The organism is Streptomyces sp. NBC_00358 (assembly GCF_036099295.1).
Classification (GTDB): Bacteria; Actinomycetota; Actinomycetes; order Streptomycetales; family Streptomycetaceae; genus Streptomyces.
The window spans coordinates 8,308,779-8,327,176 of record NZ_CP107976.1 but is presented as its reverse complement, the minus strand read 5'-3'; the positions used below and the strand labels follow the sequence as shown (position 1 = coordinate 8,327,176).

Sequence of the window (18,398 nt, the reverse complement as noted above, 5' to 3'; positions counted from 1 at the left end):
TGCCACTAGGTCGGCTAGTGCCACCCGGCCACGCGGTTTCACGGCGCCGGGAGAGTGTACGACCGCGACCCGCGACCGTCAGCGGTCCCGGCGGGCGTTGAGCCGGGCGGCCTGGCGTGTCAGATGGTCGCGCTCGGCCAGGTTGGACGCCTTGCGCGCCGCCTCGGCGTACAGCCGTGCCGCGGTCGCCAGGTCGCCGTCGCGCTCGTGGAGGTACGCCGCCACCGCGGTGTGGCGGGGCACCGCGTCGTCCAGCGTCGCGAGGGCCGCCAGGGCGGCCCGCGGTCCGTCGGCCTCACCGAGGGCCACCACGCGGTTGAGCCGGACGATGGGACTGTCGGTCAGCCGCGCGAGTTCGTCGTACCACTCGACGATCTGCACCCAGTCCGTCTCCTCGGCGGTGGGCGCGTCGGCGTGGAGGGCCGCGATGGCCGCCTGGGCCTGGAATTCACCCAGCCGGTCACGGGCGAGAGCCGCCTGCAGGATTCCGACGCCCTCGGCGATCGCCCCGGTCTCCCACCGGCCGCGGTCCTGCTCGGCGAGCGGCACCAGGCCGCCGTCCGGCGCGGTGCGGGCGGCGCGCCGGGCATGGTGGAGCAGCATGAGCGCCAGCAGCCCCGCCACCTCGGGGTGGTCGATCTCGGCCGCGAGCTGACGGGTCAGCCGGATGGCCTCGGCGGCGAGGTCGACGTCACCGGAGTAGCCCTCGTTGAAGACGAGATAGAGGACGCGCAGGACGGTGGCGACGTCGCCGGGCCGGTCGAACCCCACGCCGGAGACGGTGCGCTTGGCGCGGCTGATGCGCTGGGCCATCGTCGCCTCGGGCACCAGGTAGGCCCGGGCGATCTGGCGGGTGGTGAGCCCGCCGACGGCGCGCAGCGTGAGCGCGACCGCCGACGACGGCGTGAGGGACGGGTGGGCGCACAGGAAGTAGAGCTGGAGCGTGTCGTCCACCGCGGGCGCGGGTCCGGGCGCCGGCTCCTCGTCGGCCAGGTCCTCGCGCCGGCGGCGGGCCGCGTCGGCCCGGGCCGCGTCGAGGAACCGGCGCCACGCCACGGTGACCAGCCAGCCCTTCGGGTCCAGCGGCCGGTCGGCCGGCCACACCCGCACGGCCTCGACGAGCGCGTCCTGTACGGCGCCCTCGGCCGCCGCGAAATCCGCTCCGCGGCGGACGAGGATGCCGAGCACGCTCGGTGTGAGGCTCCGGAGCAGGACCTCGTCCACCGGAGCGGTCACTCCGTGATGGTGGGCGACACGCCGTAGAACGGGCGCAGCTCCAGCCACTCGTGGATCGGCCTGCCGCCCGCCCCGGGGGCGGCCGACAGCTCCCCGGCGAGTTCGACGGCGCGCTCGTAGGTGTCGACGTCGATCACCATCCAGCCGGCGATGAGGTCCTTGGTCTCGGCGAACGGGCCGTCGGTGACCGGCGGGCGGCCCTCGCCGTCGTACCGGACGAAGGTCCCCTCGGGGCCGAGCGCCTGGCTGTCGACGAACTCGCCGGTCTTCTCCAGCCGCGCCGCGAAGTCGTTCATGTACCGCACGTGGGCCGAGATCTCGTCGGGGGTCCACTGCTCCATGGGCACGTCGTTGACCGGAGCCGGGGCGCCGCGGTAGTGCTTGAGCAGCAAGTACTTGGCCATCGTGTCTCTCCTCGGTGCTGGTGCGACCCATTCTGGTCGCGTTCACCCCTGGGACGGAGCCGGCCACGGCTTCTCGACATCCCCGCACGATTTTTTTGGCTCGCTCGGACGAACCGGGGTGAGCCGAGCACCCGGCGGTCAGCGTCCGCCGGCCGCCCGTGCCCGGCGCAGGGCGGCCACCCTGCGGTAGAGCTCCGTCGCCTCCTGGCCGTGCCCGAGCTGTTCCAGGCAGTGCGCTTCGTCGTTGCGGCTGGCGAGGGTGTCGGGGTGGTCGGCGCCGAGGACGCGCTCGCGGGCGGCGGCGACGCGCCGGTACTCGGTGAGGGCGTCGGCCCAGCGACCGAGCCAGCCGAGTCCGACGGCGACCTCGCGACGGCTGACGAGGGTGTCGGGGTGCTCGGTGCCCAGGACGCGCTCGCGCAGGGCGCACACGTCACGGGACTCGGCGAGCGCCTCCTCCCAGCGGCCCAGGCGGCCGAGGTTCACGCCGAGCCCGTGCCGCGCCCGCAGGGTTTCGGGATGCGCGGCGCCCTGTGCGCGGGTGCGGTCACCGACGAGGGAGCGGTACAGCTCCAGTGCCTGCGCGCTGCGGCCGAGCCGTCCGAGGCTGATGCCCACCTCGTACCGGGCCGCGAGCGTGTCCGGATGGTCCGGGCCCAGAGCCCGCGCACGGGCCCCGGCCACCTCCTCGTAGGTGAGCAGCGCCTCCGCCCAGCGGCCCAACTGGCCGAGCGCGTAGGCCACTTCGTAGCGGGTGACGAGCGTGTCGGGGTGGGCGGGGCCGAGCACCCGGGCGCGGGCGGCGGCGACTTCGCTCGCCATGCGGTACGACTCCTCCAGGCGACCGAGCCTGCTGAGGTTGAAGGCGAGATTGTGGCGGCAGCGCAAGGTGTCCGGATGGTCGGAGCCCATCGCGCGCTCCCGGGCCGAGAGCACTGACGAATAGGCCTGGTGCGCCTCGAGATGACGGCCCAACTGGCCCAGCACGTAGGCCATCTCCTGCCGCGCGGCGAGGGTGTCGGGGTGCTCTGCGCCGAGGACCCGCTCCCGTGTCCGGGCGACACGCGCGTACTCGCCGAGCGCCTCGGCGGGGCGACCGGTGCGGCTGAGGGTGAACCCGACCTCGTACCGGCTGGCGAGCGTGTCCGGGTGATCGGGACCCAGCAGTTGTTCCCGCTCGGCGGCGACCGCGCGGTGCGCCTCCCCCGCCTCGGTCCACCGGCCGAGGCGTCCGAGACTCAGGCCGGCGCTGTGCCGCCCCGCCAGCGCCGTGAGCAACTCCGAGGTGGGTGCGGGCCGTTCGCGGGGCTCCGGCGGTGCGACAGCGGTGGGAGGCCGGACCGTCCACTCACCGGTGAGGCCGGCGGAGGCGTCCGGCGGAGTGCCGGGCAGTTCCGCGCCGGTGGCCTTGTGGCCGGTGGTCATGCCCAGGGTCCAGGACGGCAGCCGGGGTTCGCGGGCGGACTGCCGCTCGGGGTCGGACGGGACCCGGGGCGCCGGGGACCGCTGCCCCGGGGAGAGGTGCGGCAGGGGACGGGCGACCACCGTCGGTACGTACATCGGCGTGGTGCGCCCGGCGTTGATGCGGCGGGCGAGTTCACGGGCGTCCTGCGGGCGCTGCTCGGGCCGTTTCGCGAGCAGATCGAGGATGATCCGCTCCAGGTACTCGGGGATGTCGGCCCGGTGGCTGCGCGGCGGCTCGGGCACGGTGTCACGGTGGCCGACGAGGACGGCCCAGGCGTCGTCGAGGTCGAACGGCGGTGCCCCGGTGGCGATTTCGTAGAGCACGCACCCGAAGGAGTAGAGGTCGCTGCGCTGGTCGACCTCGGAGCCGCCGATCTGTTCCGGCGACATGTAGTGCGGTGTTCCCATCGCGACGCCGGTGCCGGTGAGCCGCGAGGTGAATCCGATGTCGTGGCCGAGGCGGGCGATGCCGAAGTCGCAGATCTTCACGGTGCCGTCGGTCAGCCGCATGATATTGGCCGGCTTCAAGTCACGGTGCACGATGCCCTGTTGATGGGTGTACGCGAGGGCGGCGGTGACCTGGTCGGCGATGTCGACGACGTCGGTGACCGCGAGCGGATGGTGCTGGTTCTCCTCCAGGAGCTGGCCGAGGTTGTGTCCCTCCAGCAGTTCCATCACCAGGTACAGCACACCGTCGGCCTCGCCGAAGTCGTGGACGACGGTCACCCCGCGGTGCTGAAGGGCCGCTGCGACCCGGGCCTCGCGCCGGAACCGCTCGCGCAGGACGCGGGTGAAGGCCGGGTCGTGGTGCGGGCCGAGCGGCTTGAGGCACTTGACGGCCACCTGGCGGCCCAGCGACTCGTCCCGCGCCCGCCACACCTCTCCCATCCCGCCGCGCCCGATCCGGTCGAGCAGCCGGTAGCGCCCCTGGATCAGCCTGCTCTCCGCCATCTCGTGCGCTCGCCCCCGTCGCCGCTCAGCCCCGAGCCCGCCCCTGGCCCCGCCCAGTATGACGAGCTATCGGCCGACTTTGTACGGTGCCGGACACGAGCCGGGGCCGAGCCGTGACACGGCCGGGAGATTGTGTCCGGGCGGCGGTTGCCCGCGCGGACTGCCGAGGACACAGCGGGGCGTGGTGCGGGTGCCGCGCGGCCGCCGGGTCACCGCACCGGGTGACACCACCGCCCTGGCCGCTCGGCGCATGGGCGTACGACGGCAGAACGGCGCACGCGTATTCGGCCACGCGCCGGCATGACGGTGCGCGCGCCGGTACGGACAGCGGGTGGGCCGCAGGACGGCGGGCGGGCGCCCGCCCGTCGGGAGTCCCGGCACTCCACCGTCCGTCAGCGTCCTCCTTCGGCGAGCATGTCGTCGTGCGGGAAGGGCGGGGCGGGGTGCCATGCGCGATCGGCCTGCGGACCCGGGTGCGGCACCACGAAGCGGTGCCTGCCGCATTCGATCTCCTCGGGTTCGAGGCCCGGCAGGACGACTGTCGCGACCGACCCGGTCGGCACGGTGACGTCGACGCGGAGTTCGCCCTCGGCCCGCTCCCACGCGACCTCGGCCAGGCCGTAGGGAGTGCGGTGCGCCGTGCGGGCCCATGAGATCCCTCCCCCGGGCCGCGGCTCGATCCGCAGCGACCGGTACCCCGGTGAGCCGGGTCCGAGCCCGGCGACCACCCGGTGCATCCAGTCGGCCACCGCGCCCAGGGCGTAGTGGTTGAACGACGTCATCTCCCCGGGGTTGACCGAACCGTCGGGGAGCATGGAGTCCCAGCGCTCCCAGACCGTGGTGGCCCCCATCGTCACCGGGTACAGCCAGGAGGGGCACTCGGCCTGGAGCAGCATCTGGTACGCGTCGTCGATCGCTCCCGCGGACGTGAGGGCGTCGCAGATCAGCGGGGTGCCGAGGAAACCGGTGGCGACCTTGTGCCCCTTCTCCCGCACCAGCCGGACCAGTTGGCGGGCGGCCCGCGCGCGCTGTTCGGGGTCGGGGAGCAAGCCGAACTCGAGCGCCAGGGCGTAACCCGTCTGCCCGGAGCTCGCGATCCGGCCGCCCTGCGTCACGAACTCGTCGTGGAACGCCTGCCGGACCCCGTTGGCGAGGTCGGCGTACTTGGCCGCGTCCGCCTCCTCACCGATCACCGCGGCGATCCGGGACAGCAGGCCGGCGACGTGCGCGCGGTAGGCGGTGGCCACCAGGTGCGCGTCGGTCTCGGCCTGCCAGGGCGCGTCCGGAGGTGCCGCCGGGTCGAGCCAGTCGCCGAGCTGCACGGCAGGCTTGTCGAAGAGGCCGACCGGCCCCAGTGACGCGGTGAGGCCGTCGACCCAGGCCCGCATGCTCGGGTACTGGCGACGCAGCAGCCCCGCGTCGCCGAACCGCTGGTGGAGCACCCAGGGGACGATGACCGCCGCGTCACTCCAGCCGGCCGTCGCGGACGGTTCGGCGAACGGGCCCGGGAAGTCGATCCGCGGCACGAACAGCGGGACGACGCCCTCCGCCGTCTGGTCCGCGGCGAGATCGGCCAGCCAGGAGGTGAGCAGGCCTGCGCAGTCGAAGAGGTAGGCGGCAGTGGGCGCGAAGACCTGGATGTCACCGGTCCAGCCGAGGCGCTCGTCGCGTTGCGGGCAGTCGGTGGGGACGTCGACGAAGTTGCCGCGCATCCCCCACACGACGTTCTCGTGCAGACGGTTGAGCAAGGGGTCGGAGCATTCGAACCAGCCGGTGCGGCGCATGTCCGAGTGGTAGACGACCGCCGTCGCCTCCAGTTCGTCGTAGTCGCCGCTCACCTCGGCGTAGCGAAAGCCGTGACAGGTGAAGGACGGTTCCCAGCCCTCGCCGACGGCGTCCCCGGCGAGCACGTACCGGTCCGTGGCCGTGGCCGTGCGCAGCGGCCGCACCCCGAGCTCGCCGCCCTCCAGCACCTCGGCATGGCGCAGGGTGACGGTCGCGCCGCGGCGGCCGCGCACCCGGATGCGGAGTCGTCCCACCAGGTTCTGGCCGAAGTCGAGGACGGTACGGCCCGAGGGGGTGGTGATCGTGTCGACCGGCACGCGCTCCTCGACCGCCCGGACGGGCGGCCCCGACGGCGCCACCAGGGTGGCGGGGTCGCGCTCGCCGCGGTGCACACCGCCCCACTCCTGGTCGTCGAATCCGGGACTCGACCAGCCGGGTACGGCCATCGTCGCGTCGTGGGTCTCGCCCTCGTAGAGATCCGCGGACCGGATCGGCCCGGTCGAGGAGCGCCAGCCCTCGTCGGTGGGGATCACCTGGCGCCGGCCGTCGGTATAGTCGATCTCGAGTTGCGCGAGCAGGCCCAGCGAGCCGCCGTAGGTGTCGCGCCACCCGGGCACGAACCCGAGCCGGCCTCGCCACCAGCCGTCGGCGACCTGCACCCCGATCGCGTTCTCACCGGCGCTTAGCTGCCCGGTGACGTCGTAGGTCTGGTAGCGCAGCCGATGGTGGTAACTGGTCCACCCCGGGGCGAGGGTGTCGTCGCCGACCCGCTCGCCGTTGAGTTCGGCCACATAGAGCCCGTGCGCCGTGATGTAGAGGCGGGCTCGGGCGATCTCGCCGTCGGCGAGGAAGGAGCGTCGCAGCAGTGCCGCCGGCCCGCGCTCGTGCCCGGCGGGCTCGATCAGCGCGGCCTCCCAGTCGTGGGCGGTGAGACCGCGTTCCACGCCGACCGGGTCGCTCCAGTCGGAGACCTCGCCGTCGGTGCCGATGACGCGGACCCGGACCTCGCGCGCCTCGCGGGACGCCAGCGGCCTCGCGGGCCACGGCACCAGTACGGAGTCGGCCGAGTCGACGTGGAAGAACTCGTCGCCGATGGTCAGCTCGTAGGCGGCCTGTCGCCGGCCCTGCCGACTCGCGACCTGCCAGGAGAGCCGCGGGCGGTCCTCCCCGATGCCGAGCGGATCGTCGCGATGTTCGAAACGGACGGCGGAGACCTCATCCACGGCGCAGCTCCGCGACCAGGTCGCCGTAGCGGCCCGCGCTCGGCTTCGGTGTGCGCTCGAAGGTGACAGGGTCGAAGCTGTGCAGCCCGAGCTTGGGCCCGAAGCCGAAGATCCACTCGAAGTTGTCCACAAGAGTCCAGTGGAAGTAGCCGAGCACCGCGACGCCGGCGTCCATCGCCTGCTGCAGACCTGCCAGCGACGGCTCGATGAAAGCGGCGCGTTTCGTGTCGTCGTCCGCCTGCATGCCGTGCTCGGTGACCAGGACCGGCACGCCGCTCACCGCGTAGGCGTATTCCGCGCAGCTCCCGAGCGACGCCGGGTCGGTGCGGTTCATCACCCCGCCCTCGGCGGGTGTGCCGTCGGGGTTCACCGCACGCTTCGCGTCGTAGTGGTGCCGCTCGTAGTTCTGGACGCCGATGAAGTCGTCCTCGCGTGCGAGTTCGAGCCAGGGCTGGTAGACCTCGGCGCGCTTGCGGTCGCGCAGGGTGGGGTCCGGGCCGTGGACGAGGTCGTCCACGACGGCGATCGACAGGCCGACGGGAAGGTCCGCGCGACGCGCCTTGATCGCCGCACGGGCCGCCCGGTGCCCCGCGGCCTGACCCGCGAGCAGGGCGCCGGACTCCTCGGCGAGCGTGATGTTGGTGAGGCGGTAGCGCTCGACGCCGGCCGCCCGGGTGCAGGCCTCCAGCGTCGCGCGCTCCAGGTCCCGGACGAAGTCGGGCAGCCCGGCCCAGGCGAGCATCGGCGGCAGGTTGGGTTCGTTCATCGTCACCGCCACCGCGATCCGGTCACCGAAGGCCGTCATGATCCGGTCGCAGAAGCGCGCGAACCGTTCCGGGGCCTCGGCGTCGAGCCACCCGCCGCGCGCGGCGAACCAGTGCGGGGCGACGAAGTGGTGGAACGTGACGACCGGCGCCAGACCCCGCTCGACGCAGTGGTCGACGATCGCCTCGTAGTGGGCCAGCGCGGCGGCGGAGAACTCGCCCTCCACGGGCTCGACGCGCGCCCACTCGACGGAGAAGCGGTAGGCGTTGAGGTTCAGGGCGGCGGCCAGGTCGACGTCCTCGCGCCAGCGTTCCCAGCCGTCGCAGGCCTTGCCCGACCGCTCTTTGAAGACGGTCGGTGTCACGTTCTCGGCGAACCAGCAGTCACTGTCGACGTTGTCGCCCTCGGTCTGGTGGCCGGCACTGGCCACCCCCCAGAGGAAGTCGGCGGGGAACTGGTGCATGGGATCTCCCTAGGTGGTGCGGGGGTCAATGGGTTTCAGTGGGACGCGCGAAGAGCGGCGACCTCGTCGAGGCGGTGGCAGGCCGCGGAGCCGTCACCGGTGCCGGTGAGCGGCGGCCGCTCGGTGCGGCAGAGGTCCCCCGCGAGCGGGCACCGGTTCACGAACGGACAGCCCGTCGGCGCCGCCGCGGCCGTCCCCGCCACGCCGATGCCCAGCGCTTCGCGCGCGGCGCGACGGCGCGCCTGCTCGGCCGGATCGGGCACGGGTGCCGCCGCGGTCAGCGCCACGGTGTAGGGGTGACGCGGTGCCTGGGTCACCGACTCGACATCGCCCTGCTCCATCACCTGGCCGCGGTAGAGGACCACGACCCGCTGGGAGAGGAACCGGACGACACCCAGGTCGTGCGCGATGAAGAGCAGGGCGAGTCGCCGCTGGTCACGCAGATCGGCCAGCAGGTTCAGTACATGCGCCTGGGTCGAGAGATCGAGAGCGCTGACCGGCTCGTCGAGCACGATCACCCTCGGGTCGCAGACCAGGGCGCGGGCGATCGCCACTCGCTGACGCTGGCCACCGGAGAACTGCGCCGGAGAGCGGTCGATCGCGTCGCTCGGGAGCCCGACCGCCTCAAGGGCGTCCCGGGCCCGCTGCCATTGCTCCTGCTTCGGGACGCGCAGCACCCGGAGCGGCTCCACCAGGGTCTGGCCGATGGTCTGGGCCGGGTTGAGGGAGGAGTAGGGGTCCTGGAATACGGCGCGCAGGTCGATCGCGCTGACCCGGCGCTGCCGCAGCGAGGCCGTGGTGATGTCCGTCCCGTTCAGCGTGACCGACCCGGAACTCGCCGCCTGAAGTCCGAGGATCGCCTTGCCGATGGTCGACTTGCCGGAGCCGGACTCACCGACCAGCCCGAGGGTCTCGCCCGGCGCGATGTCGAAGCTGACCCCGTTCACGGCGGGAGGGGTCCTGTGACGACGTCCGTAGTGAACGACGAGATCCCGCACACAGAGCGCTGACTGGTTCATCGGACGACTCCGGATTCGTTCGGCGTGGCCGTGTTCGGCGCCAGGGCCAGTGGATGGATGCAGCGCGCGGTTCCCGCGCCGTGCGCCGGCGCCGCAGCGATCGGCTCGTGGCATTCGGGGGTGACCAGAGGACACCGGCTCGCGAACCGGCAGCCGGTGGGCCAGTCCTTCGGCGCCGGCACCGTGCCCGGGATCGAGGGCAGCCGGTCCGGGACCGCCTCCCCCTGCGGGATGTGGGGGTTCGCGCCCAGCAGCGCACCCGTATAGGGATGCACGGCCTGGCCCAGGACCTCGGACACGGTCCCCGACTCGACCACTTGACCGGCGTACATGACGGCGACGTCGTCGCACAGGTCCGCCACCACACCGAGGTCGTGACTGACCAGGACGACGGACAGGCCGGTGCCGCGCACCAGTGAGCGCAGCAGGCTGAGGATCTCCGCCTGCACCGTCACGTCCAGAGCGGTGGTCGGCTCGTCGGCGATCAGCAGCTTCGGCGAGCCGGTGAGCGCGAGGGCGATGCAGACGCGCTGGGCCATGCCGCCGGACAGTGCGTGGGGGTGGCTGCGCAGGATGCGCTCGGGGTCGACGATGCCGACCTGGGCGAGCAGGTCGAGCGCGATGCGGCGGGCCTCGGTGCGGCCGACTCCGCGGAAGCGGCGGATGGGCCGGGTGAGCTGGTGGCCGATGGAGAACATCGGGTCGAGCGCGACCATCGGCTCCTGCGAGATCATCGCGATGTCCCGCCCGCGGACGGCCTGGTACTGCTTGTCGGAGAGCCCGACCAGTTCCCGGCCCTCGAAGAGGACGGAGCCGCCGCTGACCTCGACGCCGTCGGGCAGCAGTCCCATCAGCGACCGCGCGGTCATCGTCTTGCCGCATCCGGACTCGCCGACCAGGCCGAGCACGGTGCCGGGCCGGACCGACACCGAGACGCCGGTGACCAGTTCCGTGCCCTCCACGACGCCGACGTGCAGGTCGCGCACCTCCAGCAGGGCTCCATCGGTCCGAGCGGCCGCCCCGCCCGCGGCCGGAGCCGCTGCCCGGGGTCGGCCCGCTCGTCGCACGGGGCGGCGGGCAGGGGCGGTCCGCTCCCGCTCGCCGGCCAGGGCGTCGGCGATCTGGTTGGCCGCGATCACGGTCAGCGCGAGCACGACACCGGTGGGAACCATCATCCAGGGGGCGTCGTAGATGTGCTGCTGAGCGTCGCCGATGAGGCCGCCCCAGCTCGGTGCCGGTATGGCCGGCCCGTAGCCCATGAAGGCCAGGCCTGCCTCGATCAGGATGCCGAGCGCGAAGAGCTGCGCCGCCTGGACGGCGATCGCGGTGGCCATGCCGGGCAGCACGTGCCGCACGTTCACCAGGAGGGAGCCGACGCCGTTCACCTTCGCCGCGTCGACGTAGAGGCGGGTGCGCAGCGACTGGGCCAGCGCGAGCAGGATCCGGTACACCGGCGCGGCGAGCAGAAGCCCGAGAACGGCCATGATGGCCCAGACGTGGACCCCCACCGCGCCGACGAAGGCGAGCAGGATCACGGTGGTCGGCAGGGCCAGGAGCAGTTCGGCGACGCGGCTGAGGGTCCCTTCGACCCTGCGACCGTGCTCGGCGGCGAGCAACGCCATCGGCACGCCGACGCAGAAGGCCACCGCCACGGACAGCAGGGCCGGGCCGATGGAGATCCAGCCTCCGGTGACGATCCGGGAGAAGATGTCGCGACCCAGTTCGTCGGTGCCGAGCCAGTGCCGGCCCGATGGGCCTGCCAGGGCGTGGGCGAGGTCCTGCCGGCCGACCTGGAACGGCACCCACCAGTGCGCGGTCGCCGAGGCGATCACGATCGCGGCCAGCCATGCGGCCGCGAGCACGGTGACGGGGCGGCGCAGCGAGGCCGGCAGTCGGCGCCCGCCGGACGCCGGCTCGGGCACCGCGGCCACCTGGACGGGTTCGGTGAAGACGGTCACGCGGCACGAACCTTCGGGTCGAGGGCGGCGAGGACGAGGTCGAGGACCAGATTGGTGACGACCACGACCACGGTGGCGATGACGACGACGCCCTGGACCGCGGGGAAGTCGTGGGTGTTGATCGCGCCCTGTGCGGCCTGGCCGAGACCGGGCAGCGCGAAGAGCTGCTCGATGATCACCGAGCCGCCGAAGAGGGCGATGAACTGGATGCCGATCACCGACACGACCGGCGCCCCGGCGAAGCGCAGCGCGTGCAGGTAGCGGATCCGCCAGAGCGGCGTGCCGAGGGCCCGCAGGGTGCGGATGTGCTCCTGCTGCAGCGCGTTGGCCATGCCGGCCCTGGTCGTGCGGGCGATGATCGCGGCTCCGGTCAGCCCCAGCGCGAGAACCGGGAGAACGAGGCTCTGGACGTACTGCGCCGGCGAGACCGTGAAACCGACATAGCCGGTGGCGGGCAGCAGGTGCGCCTTCACCGAGAGCAGGTACACCAGCAGGATGCCGAGCCAGAACTGCGGCAGGGAGAGCATGATCCCGCTGGTCACGGTGATCATGCGATCGAGTCTGCCGCGGCGCACCGCCGCCACGACTCCGGCCAGGATCCCCAGGATCGCGCTGAACAGGGTCGCGAAGACGGCCATCGAAGCGGTGACCGGTACGCGCTGCATGAGGTCCGGCCAGATGCCGTGACCGTCGATCAGCGAGACCCCGAGGTCGCTGCGGACGGCGTGTCCGAGCCAGCTCGCGTACTGGGCGACGAGCGGACGGTCCCAGCCGAGCCGGACGTTCTCCGCCGCGATCTGGGCCTTGGTCGCGCCTTCCCCGGCGGTGATGGCTCCTGGGCTGCCGCCGGAGGCGTGCACCAGGAGGAAACTCAGGGCGGACGCCACCAGGACGGTGACGGCACCGAGCCCGATACGACGGGCGACGTAGGTGAACATGACATGAGTTCCTTTCCGTGATCACGGCACCGAGCGCGCTGTCCCGTCGGTCGGCCGACGATCCCGAGGACCGCCGGCCGACCACCGGGAACGGTCAGGCGACCGGCTTGAAAGAGCTCAGCAGCGGGTAGCCGTCGGTGCCGGGATAGGTCGGCGCCTTGAGCACCTTGGCGTTGTAGCCGGCGTACGCGTACTGCTCCGCGACCGGGATCAGCCAGCCCTCGTCGATCAGCGCGCCGTTCAGCTTCTTCAGCGCGGCGGCGTGGTCCGTGCCGGAGGCGTTCGACGCCGCCCCGAGCGCGGCGCCGATCACCGGGTCCTGCGCCTTGTGCGGGTTCGCGAAGCCGCCCACGAGAACCCCCGCGGTGACGCCGATCTCGTTGCTCATCGTCAGCGGGAGGAAGCCGAGCGGCTCGGTGTTGACCGCGGCGAAGAGCTGTCCGGTCGAGGTGGTGACGTCGATCTTCATGTCGACGCCGATCGCCTTGAACTGGTTCTGGAGGAACTCCAGCGCGGCCTGATCGGTCGGGCTGGCGGTGACGGTGAACGAGAACCCGTTCGAGTGGCCGGCCTTCTTCAGTGCCTGCTTCGCCTTGGCGACGTCGTACGCGTACTTGGTGTTCAGCGCGGGGTCGTAGCCGGGCGAGGACTTGGGGAAGGCGTTGGCTGTCGGCTCGGCGCCCTTGGCCACGGTCTTGACGAAGGCGTCCCGGTCGATCGCGTAGCTCAGTGCCAGGCGAACGTTCTTGTCCGCGAACGGCTTCGCACTGACCCCGGTCTTGTCGAAGACCAGCAGGTCCAGCATCGTGCCGCCGTTCTTGGCCAGCGAGACGCCGTTGGACGCCGCGGTCCGCTCCGTGGACGTGTCGATGAGCGACGCGTCGCTCTGGCCGGAGATCTGCGCGTTCAGACGGGCGTTCTTGTCCAGGTAGGGCTTGTAGACGACCGTCTGGAACGGGTAGGTGCCCTTGTCCGTGCCGGGCCGGCGGCTCATCGTGTAGCTGCTGCCCTTGACGGCGGCCCGCATCTTGTAGGGGCCCGAGCCGTCCGGGCCCCGGTTGAGCAGGCTCGGGTCACTGATCGCCTTCGCACCGACGATCGCCCCGGGGACGCCCGCGAGGTTCGTCTGGAACGAGCCCTGCGCGGTGGGGAAGGTGAGCACCACGGTGTCCGCGCTCGGGGCCGTGACGTCCTTGATCTCGGTCGAGCCGCCCTTGGCGAAGCCGGAGTAGGCCTGGAGCTTGGAGTTGCTGCGCCGGTCGAGGTTCGCCTTGACGAGCTGAGCGGTGAGCTTGGAGCCGTCGGTGAAGGTGACACCGGACTTGAGCTTCAGCGTCATCCGGGTCTTGGCCTTGTTGTAGCCGAACGTCGAGACGAGCTCGGGGACGGGCTGACCGTCGGAGCCCTCCGCGAAGAGCGACTGGTAGGCCGACTCGTAGAAGAGCCGCTGGCCGCCGCCGTAGAGCAGCGGGTCGTAGCCCTGCGGTGCCGGGTCGGAGTCGTAGCCGATGGTGAGTGTGGTGCTCGAAGAGCCACCAGCGCTGTTCGTCGAAGAGCCGCACGCCGCCAGAGAGACGGTGGCTACCGCCAGAGCCAGCGTGCTGACTCCCAGACGCTTGAAGGTGAAGCCGGTCATCGAAGCCTCTCGGGTTGTCCAGGTCGGGGTCTTGGCCCGACTTGGGGAGAACAATGAGTGGCGCCAGTCACACAAGTCAGCAATGATTGCCATTGATTGAAACGCGCGCTTAATCGGAAGGTGTTATTCGTGAGCGAGACGGCGGCCGCCCCGGCCCCACGCCGGGGCAAGCGCCCACCGCAGGGAGAACCCGTCATCGACCGGGCACTGTCGCTGCTCGAGGCGTTCGACGCGACGCGGCGGCACCTGACGCTGCGCGAACTGAGCGGGCTGAGTGACATTCCGGTCAGCACGACGCTGCGGCTGGCCAACCGGCTGCTCGCCTGGGGTGCTCTGGAGCGGGACGAAGCCGGCCGGTACTCGATCGGCCTGCGGCTGCTGGAGGTCGCCTCGCTCGCCCCGCGCGGTCACGGTCTGCGCCAGACGGCTCTGCCCTTCATGAGCGACCTGGGAGCGGTCACGCATCAGCACGTGCAGCTCGCGGTGCGCGACGGTCTGGAGGCGACGCTGGTCGAGCGGCTCTCGGCGCACAAGGCGGTGCAGGTGCGGTACCGCGTCGGCGGCAAGATGCCGCTGCACGCGACCGGCATGGGGCTGGCGCTCCTCGCCTTCGCACCCGCCGAGGTGCAGGACGAACTGCTCGCGCGGCCGCTGCACAGCGAGCCGGACAAGGTGTTGATTCCGGCCTCGGCGATGCGGCGCACGCTCGCCGATGTGCGCCGGGAGCGGGTGGCCATCTTCCGCCGTACCGAGCTGGAGACGCTGGTGGCGGTGGCGGCGCCGATCTTCGACGAGCGCGACGAGGCGGTCGCCGCGATCGGCGTGCTGCTCCCCGAACGCGAGGCGCAGCCACGTCGGCTCACCTACGCGGTGAGAATCGCCGCGCAGGGCATCTCGCGTGCCCTCGGCGCCCCCAGCGCGGCCCTGCCGCCGACGGCACTCAGTTCGTGAAGGTGTGCCGGCCGGGGCCGACCACATCCACCTCACCGTTCGGCAGGACGACCTCGGCGGTCGTGCCCGGGGGCACGACGACGTCGAGGAGCAACCGGCCGCCACTGAGCTGCCAGGCCGATTCGATGCGCCCGTAGGGCGAGTCGAGCGCCGCGGAGGCAGCGGTGAGACCGCCGCCAGGGAGCGGGGCCACCCGGAAGCGGCGGTAGGCCGGATCGAGCGGCTTCAGCCCCGCGGTGTGACGGTGGAGGAAGCTGATCACCGCCCCCTTCGAGTAGTGGTTGAGCGACTCGTGGGGCGTGCCGTCGTCCGCGATCCCGTTCCAGCGCTCCCAGAGCGTCGTCGCCCCGCGATCGATCATGTACAGCCAGGACGGCGGACCGTCCTGGAACAGGAGCTCGTAGGCGAGATCCGCCTCGCCGTGTTCGGCCAGCACCGGCAGGAGGAACGGCGTCGCCAGGAAGCCGGTGCCGACATGGGTGCCCGCGGCCCGGACGAGGCCGACGAGCTGCGCCACGGCGTTCGGCACGGCCTCCTCGGGGACGAGCCCGAAGGTCAGCGCCCGCGCGAGGTTGGCCTGGGTGGCGGGACGCACCGTGCCGTCCGCGGCGACGAACTCCGTACGCCAGGCGGCGGTGACGCGACCGGCGAGTTCGGCGTACCGCGCCGACTCCACCGGCTTGTCGAGCACTTCGGCGATACGGGCCATCAGCCCTGCCGAATGCGCGAGGTACGCCGTGGCGACGTCGCTCTTGTCGCCGGCGACGAAGGCGCCGAAGTCGTCGACCTCGTTGCCCGGCTCCAGCCACTCGCCCCAGTGGAAGCCCGTGTCCCACAGATGGCGCTCGTGCGGCGCCTCGGGGCCGGTGCGACCGGGGTGCCGGCCGGTGGCGGCCATCCGCTCGGCCCGGCCGACCCAGCGCACCATGTTCGGCCACAGTTCGGCCAGGATCCGCTCGTCGCCGTACGCGCGGTACAGCTCCCAGGGCACGATGACGACGGCGTCGCCCCAGCCTGCCGAACCCTGCAACGGCCCGGTGGGACCGTCCGGGCCCTCCGCCGGGCCGTGCGGCGAGATGTTGGCGATCGTGCCGTCGGGCCACTGCTCGATCGCGACGTCGCCCAGCCATTTCGCCGAGAATCCGGCGACGTCGTACAGGAACGCGGCCGTCGGCGCGTAGAGCTGCCAGTCGCCGGTCCACCCCGCCCGCTCCCGGTGGGGACAGTCGGTGGGGATCTCGCAGGCGTTGTCCCGGAAGCTCCACACGGCGGCCTCGTGGAGCCGGTTGATCCGATCGTCGCTGCACGAGAACCATCCCGTGCGGCGCAGATCGCTGTGCACCACGACGCCCGTGACGTCCTCCGGCGTCAGATCGTCGGGATGGCCCTCGACGGCGACGTACCGGAACCCGTGGGTCGTGTGCCGCGGCTCGAACACGTCACCGGGCCGGCCGGCGGAGACCACGCGGTCGACCTGTCCGGCGGGAAGCGGCGCGGGCAGGAAGGGCACCGCCGGTCCGAGGTGGTCGGTGGTGAGGTCGCCGTCCTTGTCGAGCGCCTCCCCGTGGACGAGCGTCACCTCGCCGCCCGCCGGGCCGAGGTTGCTCAACCGGACCCAGCCGTTGATGTTCTGGCCCAGGTCGACCAGTTGCCGGTCGCCGCCGCGTCGTACCACCGAGCTCGGCCGTAGCTCTTCGACGCGACGCGTCGGTGGCGCCGGTGACCAGAACAGCGTCTCGTACCCCAGGCCGGCCGGCTCCACCGGGCGCCAGCCGGCCGCTTCTGTGGCCCGCCGGTCGTCGGACACCCCGTCGATCAGGTCGGCGCGGAGGAGGCTCGACGGCCGTGACTCCCAGCCCGTGTCGGTGCCGAACACCTCGGTGGTGCCGTCGGCGTACTCCACGTGCAACTGCGCGAGGAACGCCGTGCGTTCACCCCACTGGTCGACCGCGCGGAAGATCCCGACCTGACCGCGGAACCAGCCGTCGCTGAGCAGCGCCGTCCAGGTGACCGGCCCCGGCCGGAGCAGCGGGGTGGCGTCATAGGCCTGAACCGGGACCCGGGCGGTGTAGTGCGTGTACCCGGGGGTCAGTTCGAGGTCGCCGACCCGGACCCCGTCGAGGAAGGTCTCGTAGAGACCGTGCGCCGTCGCGTACAGCCGGGCGCGGCGCACCGGCTGACGGATGGTCAGGTGCCCGCTCAACTCGTAGGCGGGGCGCGGGGCTTGTGGGAGCGGATCCGGTTCACCGGGCCGGATCCACGAAGCGGTCCAGTCGCCCGCGGCGAGCAGGCCCGTCTCGAAGCCCGCCGCGGCCGACCAGCCGGACTCCCCTCGGTCGGTCCGTACCCGCACCCGCCAGCTCACCGGCAGCGCCGATCCGACCGGATCGAACGGCCATGGCCGAAGAACACTTTCGGCGGACCCGACCCAGTCCGAGTCGTGCACCACGCCACCGAACTCCGCCCGGATCCGGTACGCGCTCTGGGTGCGCGTGCCCTCCGGGAGCCGCCACGACAGCCGGGGCGCGGGCTCACCGAGCCCGAGCGGGGAACCGAGGTGCTCGACGGCCAGCGCGGCGGGCGGGGTCGGCGCGCTCATGCGCCGGCCGGCACGGGCCGACAGACCGTGGCCGCGATCAGGTCCAGCGCGTCGGCGGTCGGCCCCAGCGTGGCCGGGAGATTGAGGTAGCCGTGCATCATCGAGCGCACCAAAACCTGGCGCACGTCCACGCCCGTGGCCGCGAGCGCCGCCGCGAAGGCCTCGCCGGAGACCCTCAGGTCGTCGTACTCGGCGTTGAGCACCAGCGTCGGGCACATCCCTCGCAGGTCGGCGAGGATCGGGAAGGCGTATCCGTCGGCCTTGCTGAGCGGGCCGCCGAGGTAGTTCTGGTTGAGGAAGCCGTGCGCCTCCGGCGGGAAGTGGAACACCTGGGGCACCTGGCTCATCAGCCCGGCCAGCTCGGGACCGAGCGGCGGGAGCACCGCGTGCGCGACGCCGTAGGCGAAGATCAGGTGGGCGGGGGGCCGGCGGTCCTCGTCGCGCAGCTTCAGGGCGGCTCCGGCGGCGAGGTTGGCGCCCGCGCTGGCCCCGCCGACGGAGATCCATTCGGGATCGACGCCCAGTTCGGCCGCGTTCTCGCGGACCCAGCGCACCGCGGCCACGACGTCGTCGTGGGGCACCGGGTAGTGCACGCCGTTCTGGCACAGCCGGTAGTCGACCGAGACCACGACCGCGTCGGCGCGCTGCGCGACCTCCCGCGAGGTCCAGTCCGCCTCGGGCATGTCCAGGTCGCCCATCATGAAGGCGCCGCCGTGCATCCACACGAGTGCGGGACGCCCGGTCGCCCCTGGACGCTCGCCGTAGATCCGTACCGGCACCGGACCGTGCGGCCCGGGCGCCCGTGCCGCGCGAACCGCGACGTCGGGGACTTCGTAGTCCGGCCAGGACTCGAACGCGACCCGCCGCTCGGCGTACTGCGGGTCCTCGAAGAAGGCTTGCATGCTGGGAACACCCTCGATGTGCGCGAAGCGCTGGAGGGTCTCAGGATGAATCGGCATGCGTCGCAGCGTTCCGGTCGCGTTGATCCACGTCACCTGGCCGCTCC

12 protein-coding genes are annotated in these 18,398 nt (G+C 72.3%); 1 reads left to right on the top strand and 11 read right to left on the bottom strand.

Going from position 1 to position 18,398, the window contains the following annotated elements:
• Positions 1-78: 78 nt before the first annotated feature.
• The 9 genes from OHT01_RS35630 to OHT01_RS35590 all read right to left on the bottom strand — a co-directional run bounded on the left by OHT01_RS35630 (position 79) and on the right by OHT01_RS35590 (position 13,842).
• A complete protein-coding gene (locus tag OHT01_RS35630; protein WP_328558378.1) occupies positions 79-1,224 on the bottom strand; it encodes an RNA polymerase sigma factor in 1,146 nt (381 codons plus the stop codon).
• A gap of 8 nt (positions 1,225-1,232) precedes the next feature.
• Positions 1,233-1,640, bottom strand: coding sequence for a YciI family protein (locus OHT01_RS35625; protein WP_328557232.1), 408 nt, complete (start codon positions 1,638-1,640; stop codon positions 1,233-1,235).
• 138 nt (positions 1,641-1,778) lie between these two features.
• Complete coding sequence (locus OHT01_RS35620; RefSeq protein ID WP_328557231.1) at positions 1,779-4,055, bottom strand: serine/threonine-protein kinase; 2,277 nt, start codon at positions 4,053-4,055, stop codon at positions 1,779-1,781.
• Between the two features lie 392 nt (positions 4,056-4,447).
• A complete protein-coding gene (locus OHT01_RS35615; protein WP_328557230.1) occupies positions 4,448-7,063 on the bottom strand; it encodes a glycoside hydrolase family 78 protein in 2,616 nt (871 codons plus the stop codon).
• Entirely contained in the window at positions 7,056-8,291 is a 1,236-nt protein-coding gene (locus tag OHT01_RS35610) for a family 1 glycosylhydrolase (RefSeq protein ID WP_328557229.1), read from the bottom strand. The genes OHT01_RS35615 and OHT01_RS35610 overlap by 8 nt, the downstream gene beginning before the upstream one ends.
• Before the next feature lie 35 nt (positions 8,292-8,326).
• Positions 8,327-9,238 (bottom strand): ABC transporter ATP-binding protein, encoded by a 912-nt coding sequence (locus tag OHT01_RS35605; RefSeq protein WP_328557228.1) that lies wholly within the window; start codon positions 9,236-9,238, stop codon positions 8,327-8,329.
• 68 nt (positions 9,239-9,306) lie between these two features.
• Complete coding sequence (locus OHT01_RS35600) at positions 9,307-11,268, bottom strand: dipeptide/oligopeptide/nickel ABC transporter permease/ATP-binding protein (protein ID WP_328557227.1); 1,962 nt, start codon at positions 11,266-11,268, stop codon at positions 9,307-9,309.
• Positions 11,265-12,206, bottom strand: a complete 942-nt coding sequence (locus OHT01_RS35595) for an ABC transporter permease (RefSeq protein WP_328557226.1) — start codon at positions 12,204-12,206, stop codon at positions 11,265-11,267. The genes OHT01_RS35600 and OHT01_RS35595 overlap by 4 nt, the downstream gene beginning before the upstream one ends.
• 94 nt (positions 12,207-12,300) lie before the next feature.
• Positions 12,301-13,842: an ABC transporter substrate-binding protein gene (locus OHT01_RS35590; RefSeq protein WP_328557225.1), complete on the bottom strand. Its 1,542-nt coding sequence runs from the start codon at positions 13,840-13,842 to the stop codon at positions 12,301-12,303.
• Between the two features lie 129 nt (positions 13,843-13,971).
• Between OHT01_RS35590 and OHT01_RS35585 the strand changes: the two genes are divergently transcribed.
• Positions 13,972-14,793: an IclR family transcriptional regulator gene (locus tag OHT01_RS35585; protein WP_328557224.1), complete on the top strand. Its 822-nt coding sequence runs from the start codon at positions 13,972-13,974 to the stop codon at positions 14,791-14,793.
• Here the strand turns inward: OHT01_RS35585 and OHT01_RS35580 are convergent.
• Both OHT01_RS35580 and OHT01_RS35575 read right to left on the bottom strand, forming a co-directional pair.
• Positions 14,783-17,392 carry a family 78 glycoside hydrolase catalytic domain gene (locus tag OHT01_RS35580; protein WP_328557223.1) on the bottom strand — a complete coding sequence of 870 codons (2,610 nt, stop codon included), beginning with the start codon at positions 17,390-17,392 and terminating at the stop codon, positions 14,783-14,785. The genes OHT01_RS35585 and OHT01_RS35580 overlap by 11 nt on opposite strands.
• Positions 17,389-18,351, bottom strand: coding sequence for an alpha/beta hydrolase (locus OHT01_RS35575; RefSeq protein ID WP_328557222.1), 963 nt, complete (start codon positions 18,349-18,351; stop codon positions 17,389-17,391). Before OHT01_RS35575 ends, OHT01_RS35580 begins: the two co-directional genes overlap by 4 nt.
• Positions 18,352-18,398: the final 47 nt, after the last annotated feature.

Coding starts and splice junctions, on each gene's coding strand:
- OHT01_RS35625 (WP_328557232.1), bottom strand. CDS start 1,640: ATGGCCAAGTACTTGCTGCTCAAGCACTACCGCGGCGCCCCGGCTCCG.
- OHT01_RS35620 (WP_328557231.1), bottom strand. CDS start 4,055: ATGGCGGAGAGCAGGCTGATCCAGGGGCGCTACCGGCTGCTCGACCGG.
- OHT01_RS35610 (WP_328557229.1), bottom strand. CDS start 8,291: ATGCACCAGTTCCCCGCCGACTTCCTCTGGGGGGTGGCCAGTGCCGGC.
- OHT01_RS35595 (WP_328557226.1), bottom strand. CDS start 12,206: ATGTTCACCTACGTCGCCCGTCGTATCGGGCTCGGTGCCGTCACCGTC.
- OHT01_RS35590 (WP_328557225.1), bottom strand. CDS start 13,842: ATGACCGGCTTCACCTTCAAGCGTCTGGGAGTCAGCACGCTGGCTCTG.
- OHT01_RS35580 (WP_328557223.1), bottom strand. CDS start 17,392: ATGAGCGCGCCGACCCCGCCCGCCGCGCTGGCCGTCGAGCACCTCGGT.
- OHT01_RS35575 (WP_328557222.1), bottom strand. CDS start 18,351: ATGCCGATTCATCCTGAGACCCTCCAGCGCTTCGCGCACATCGAGGGT.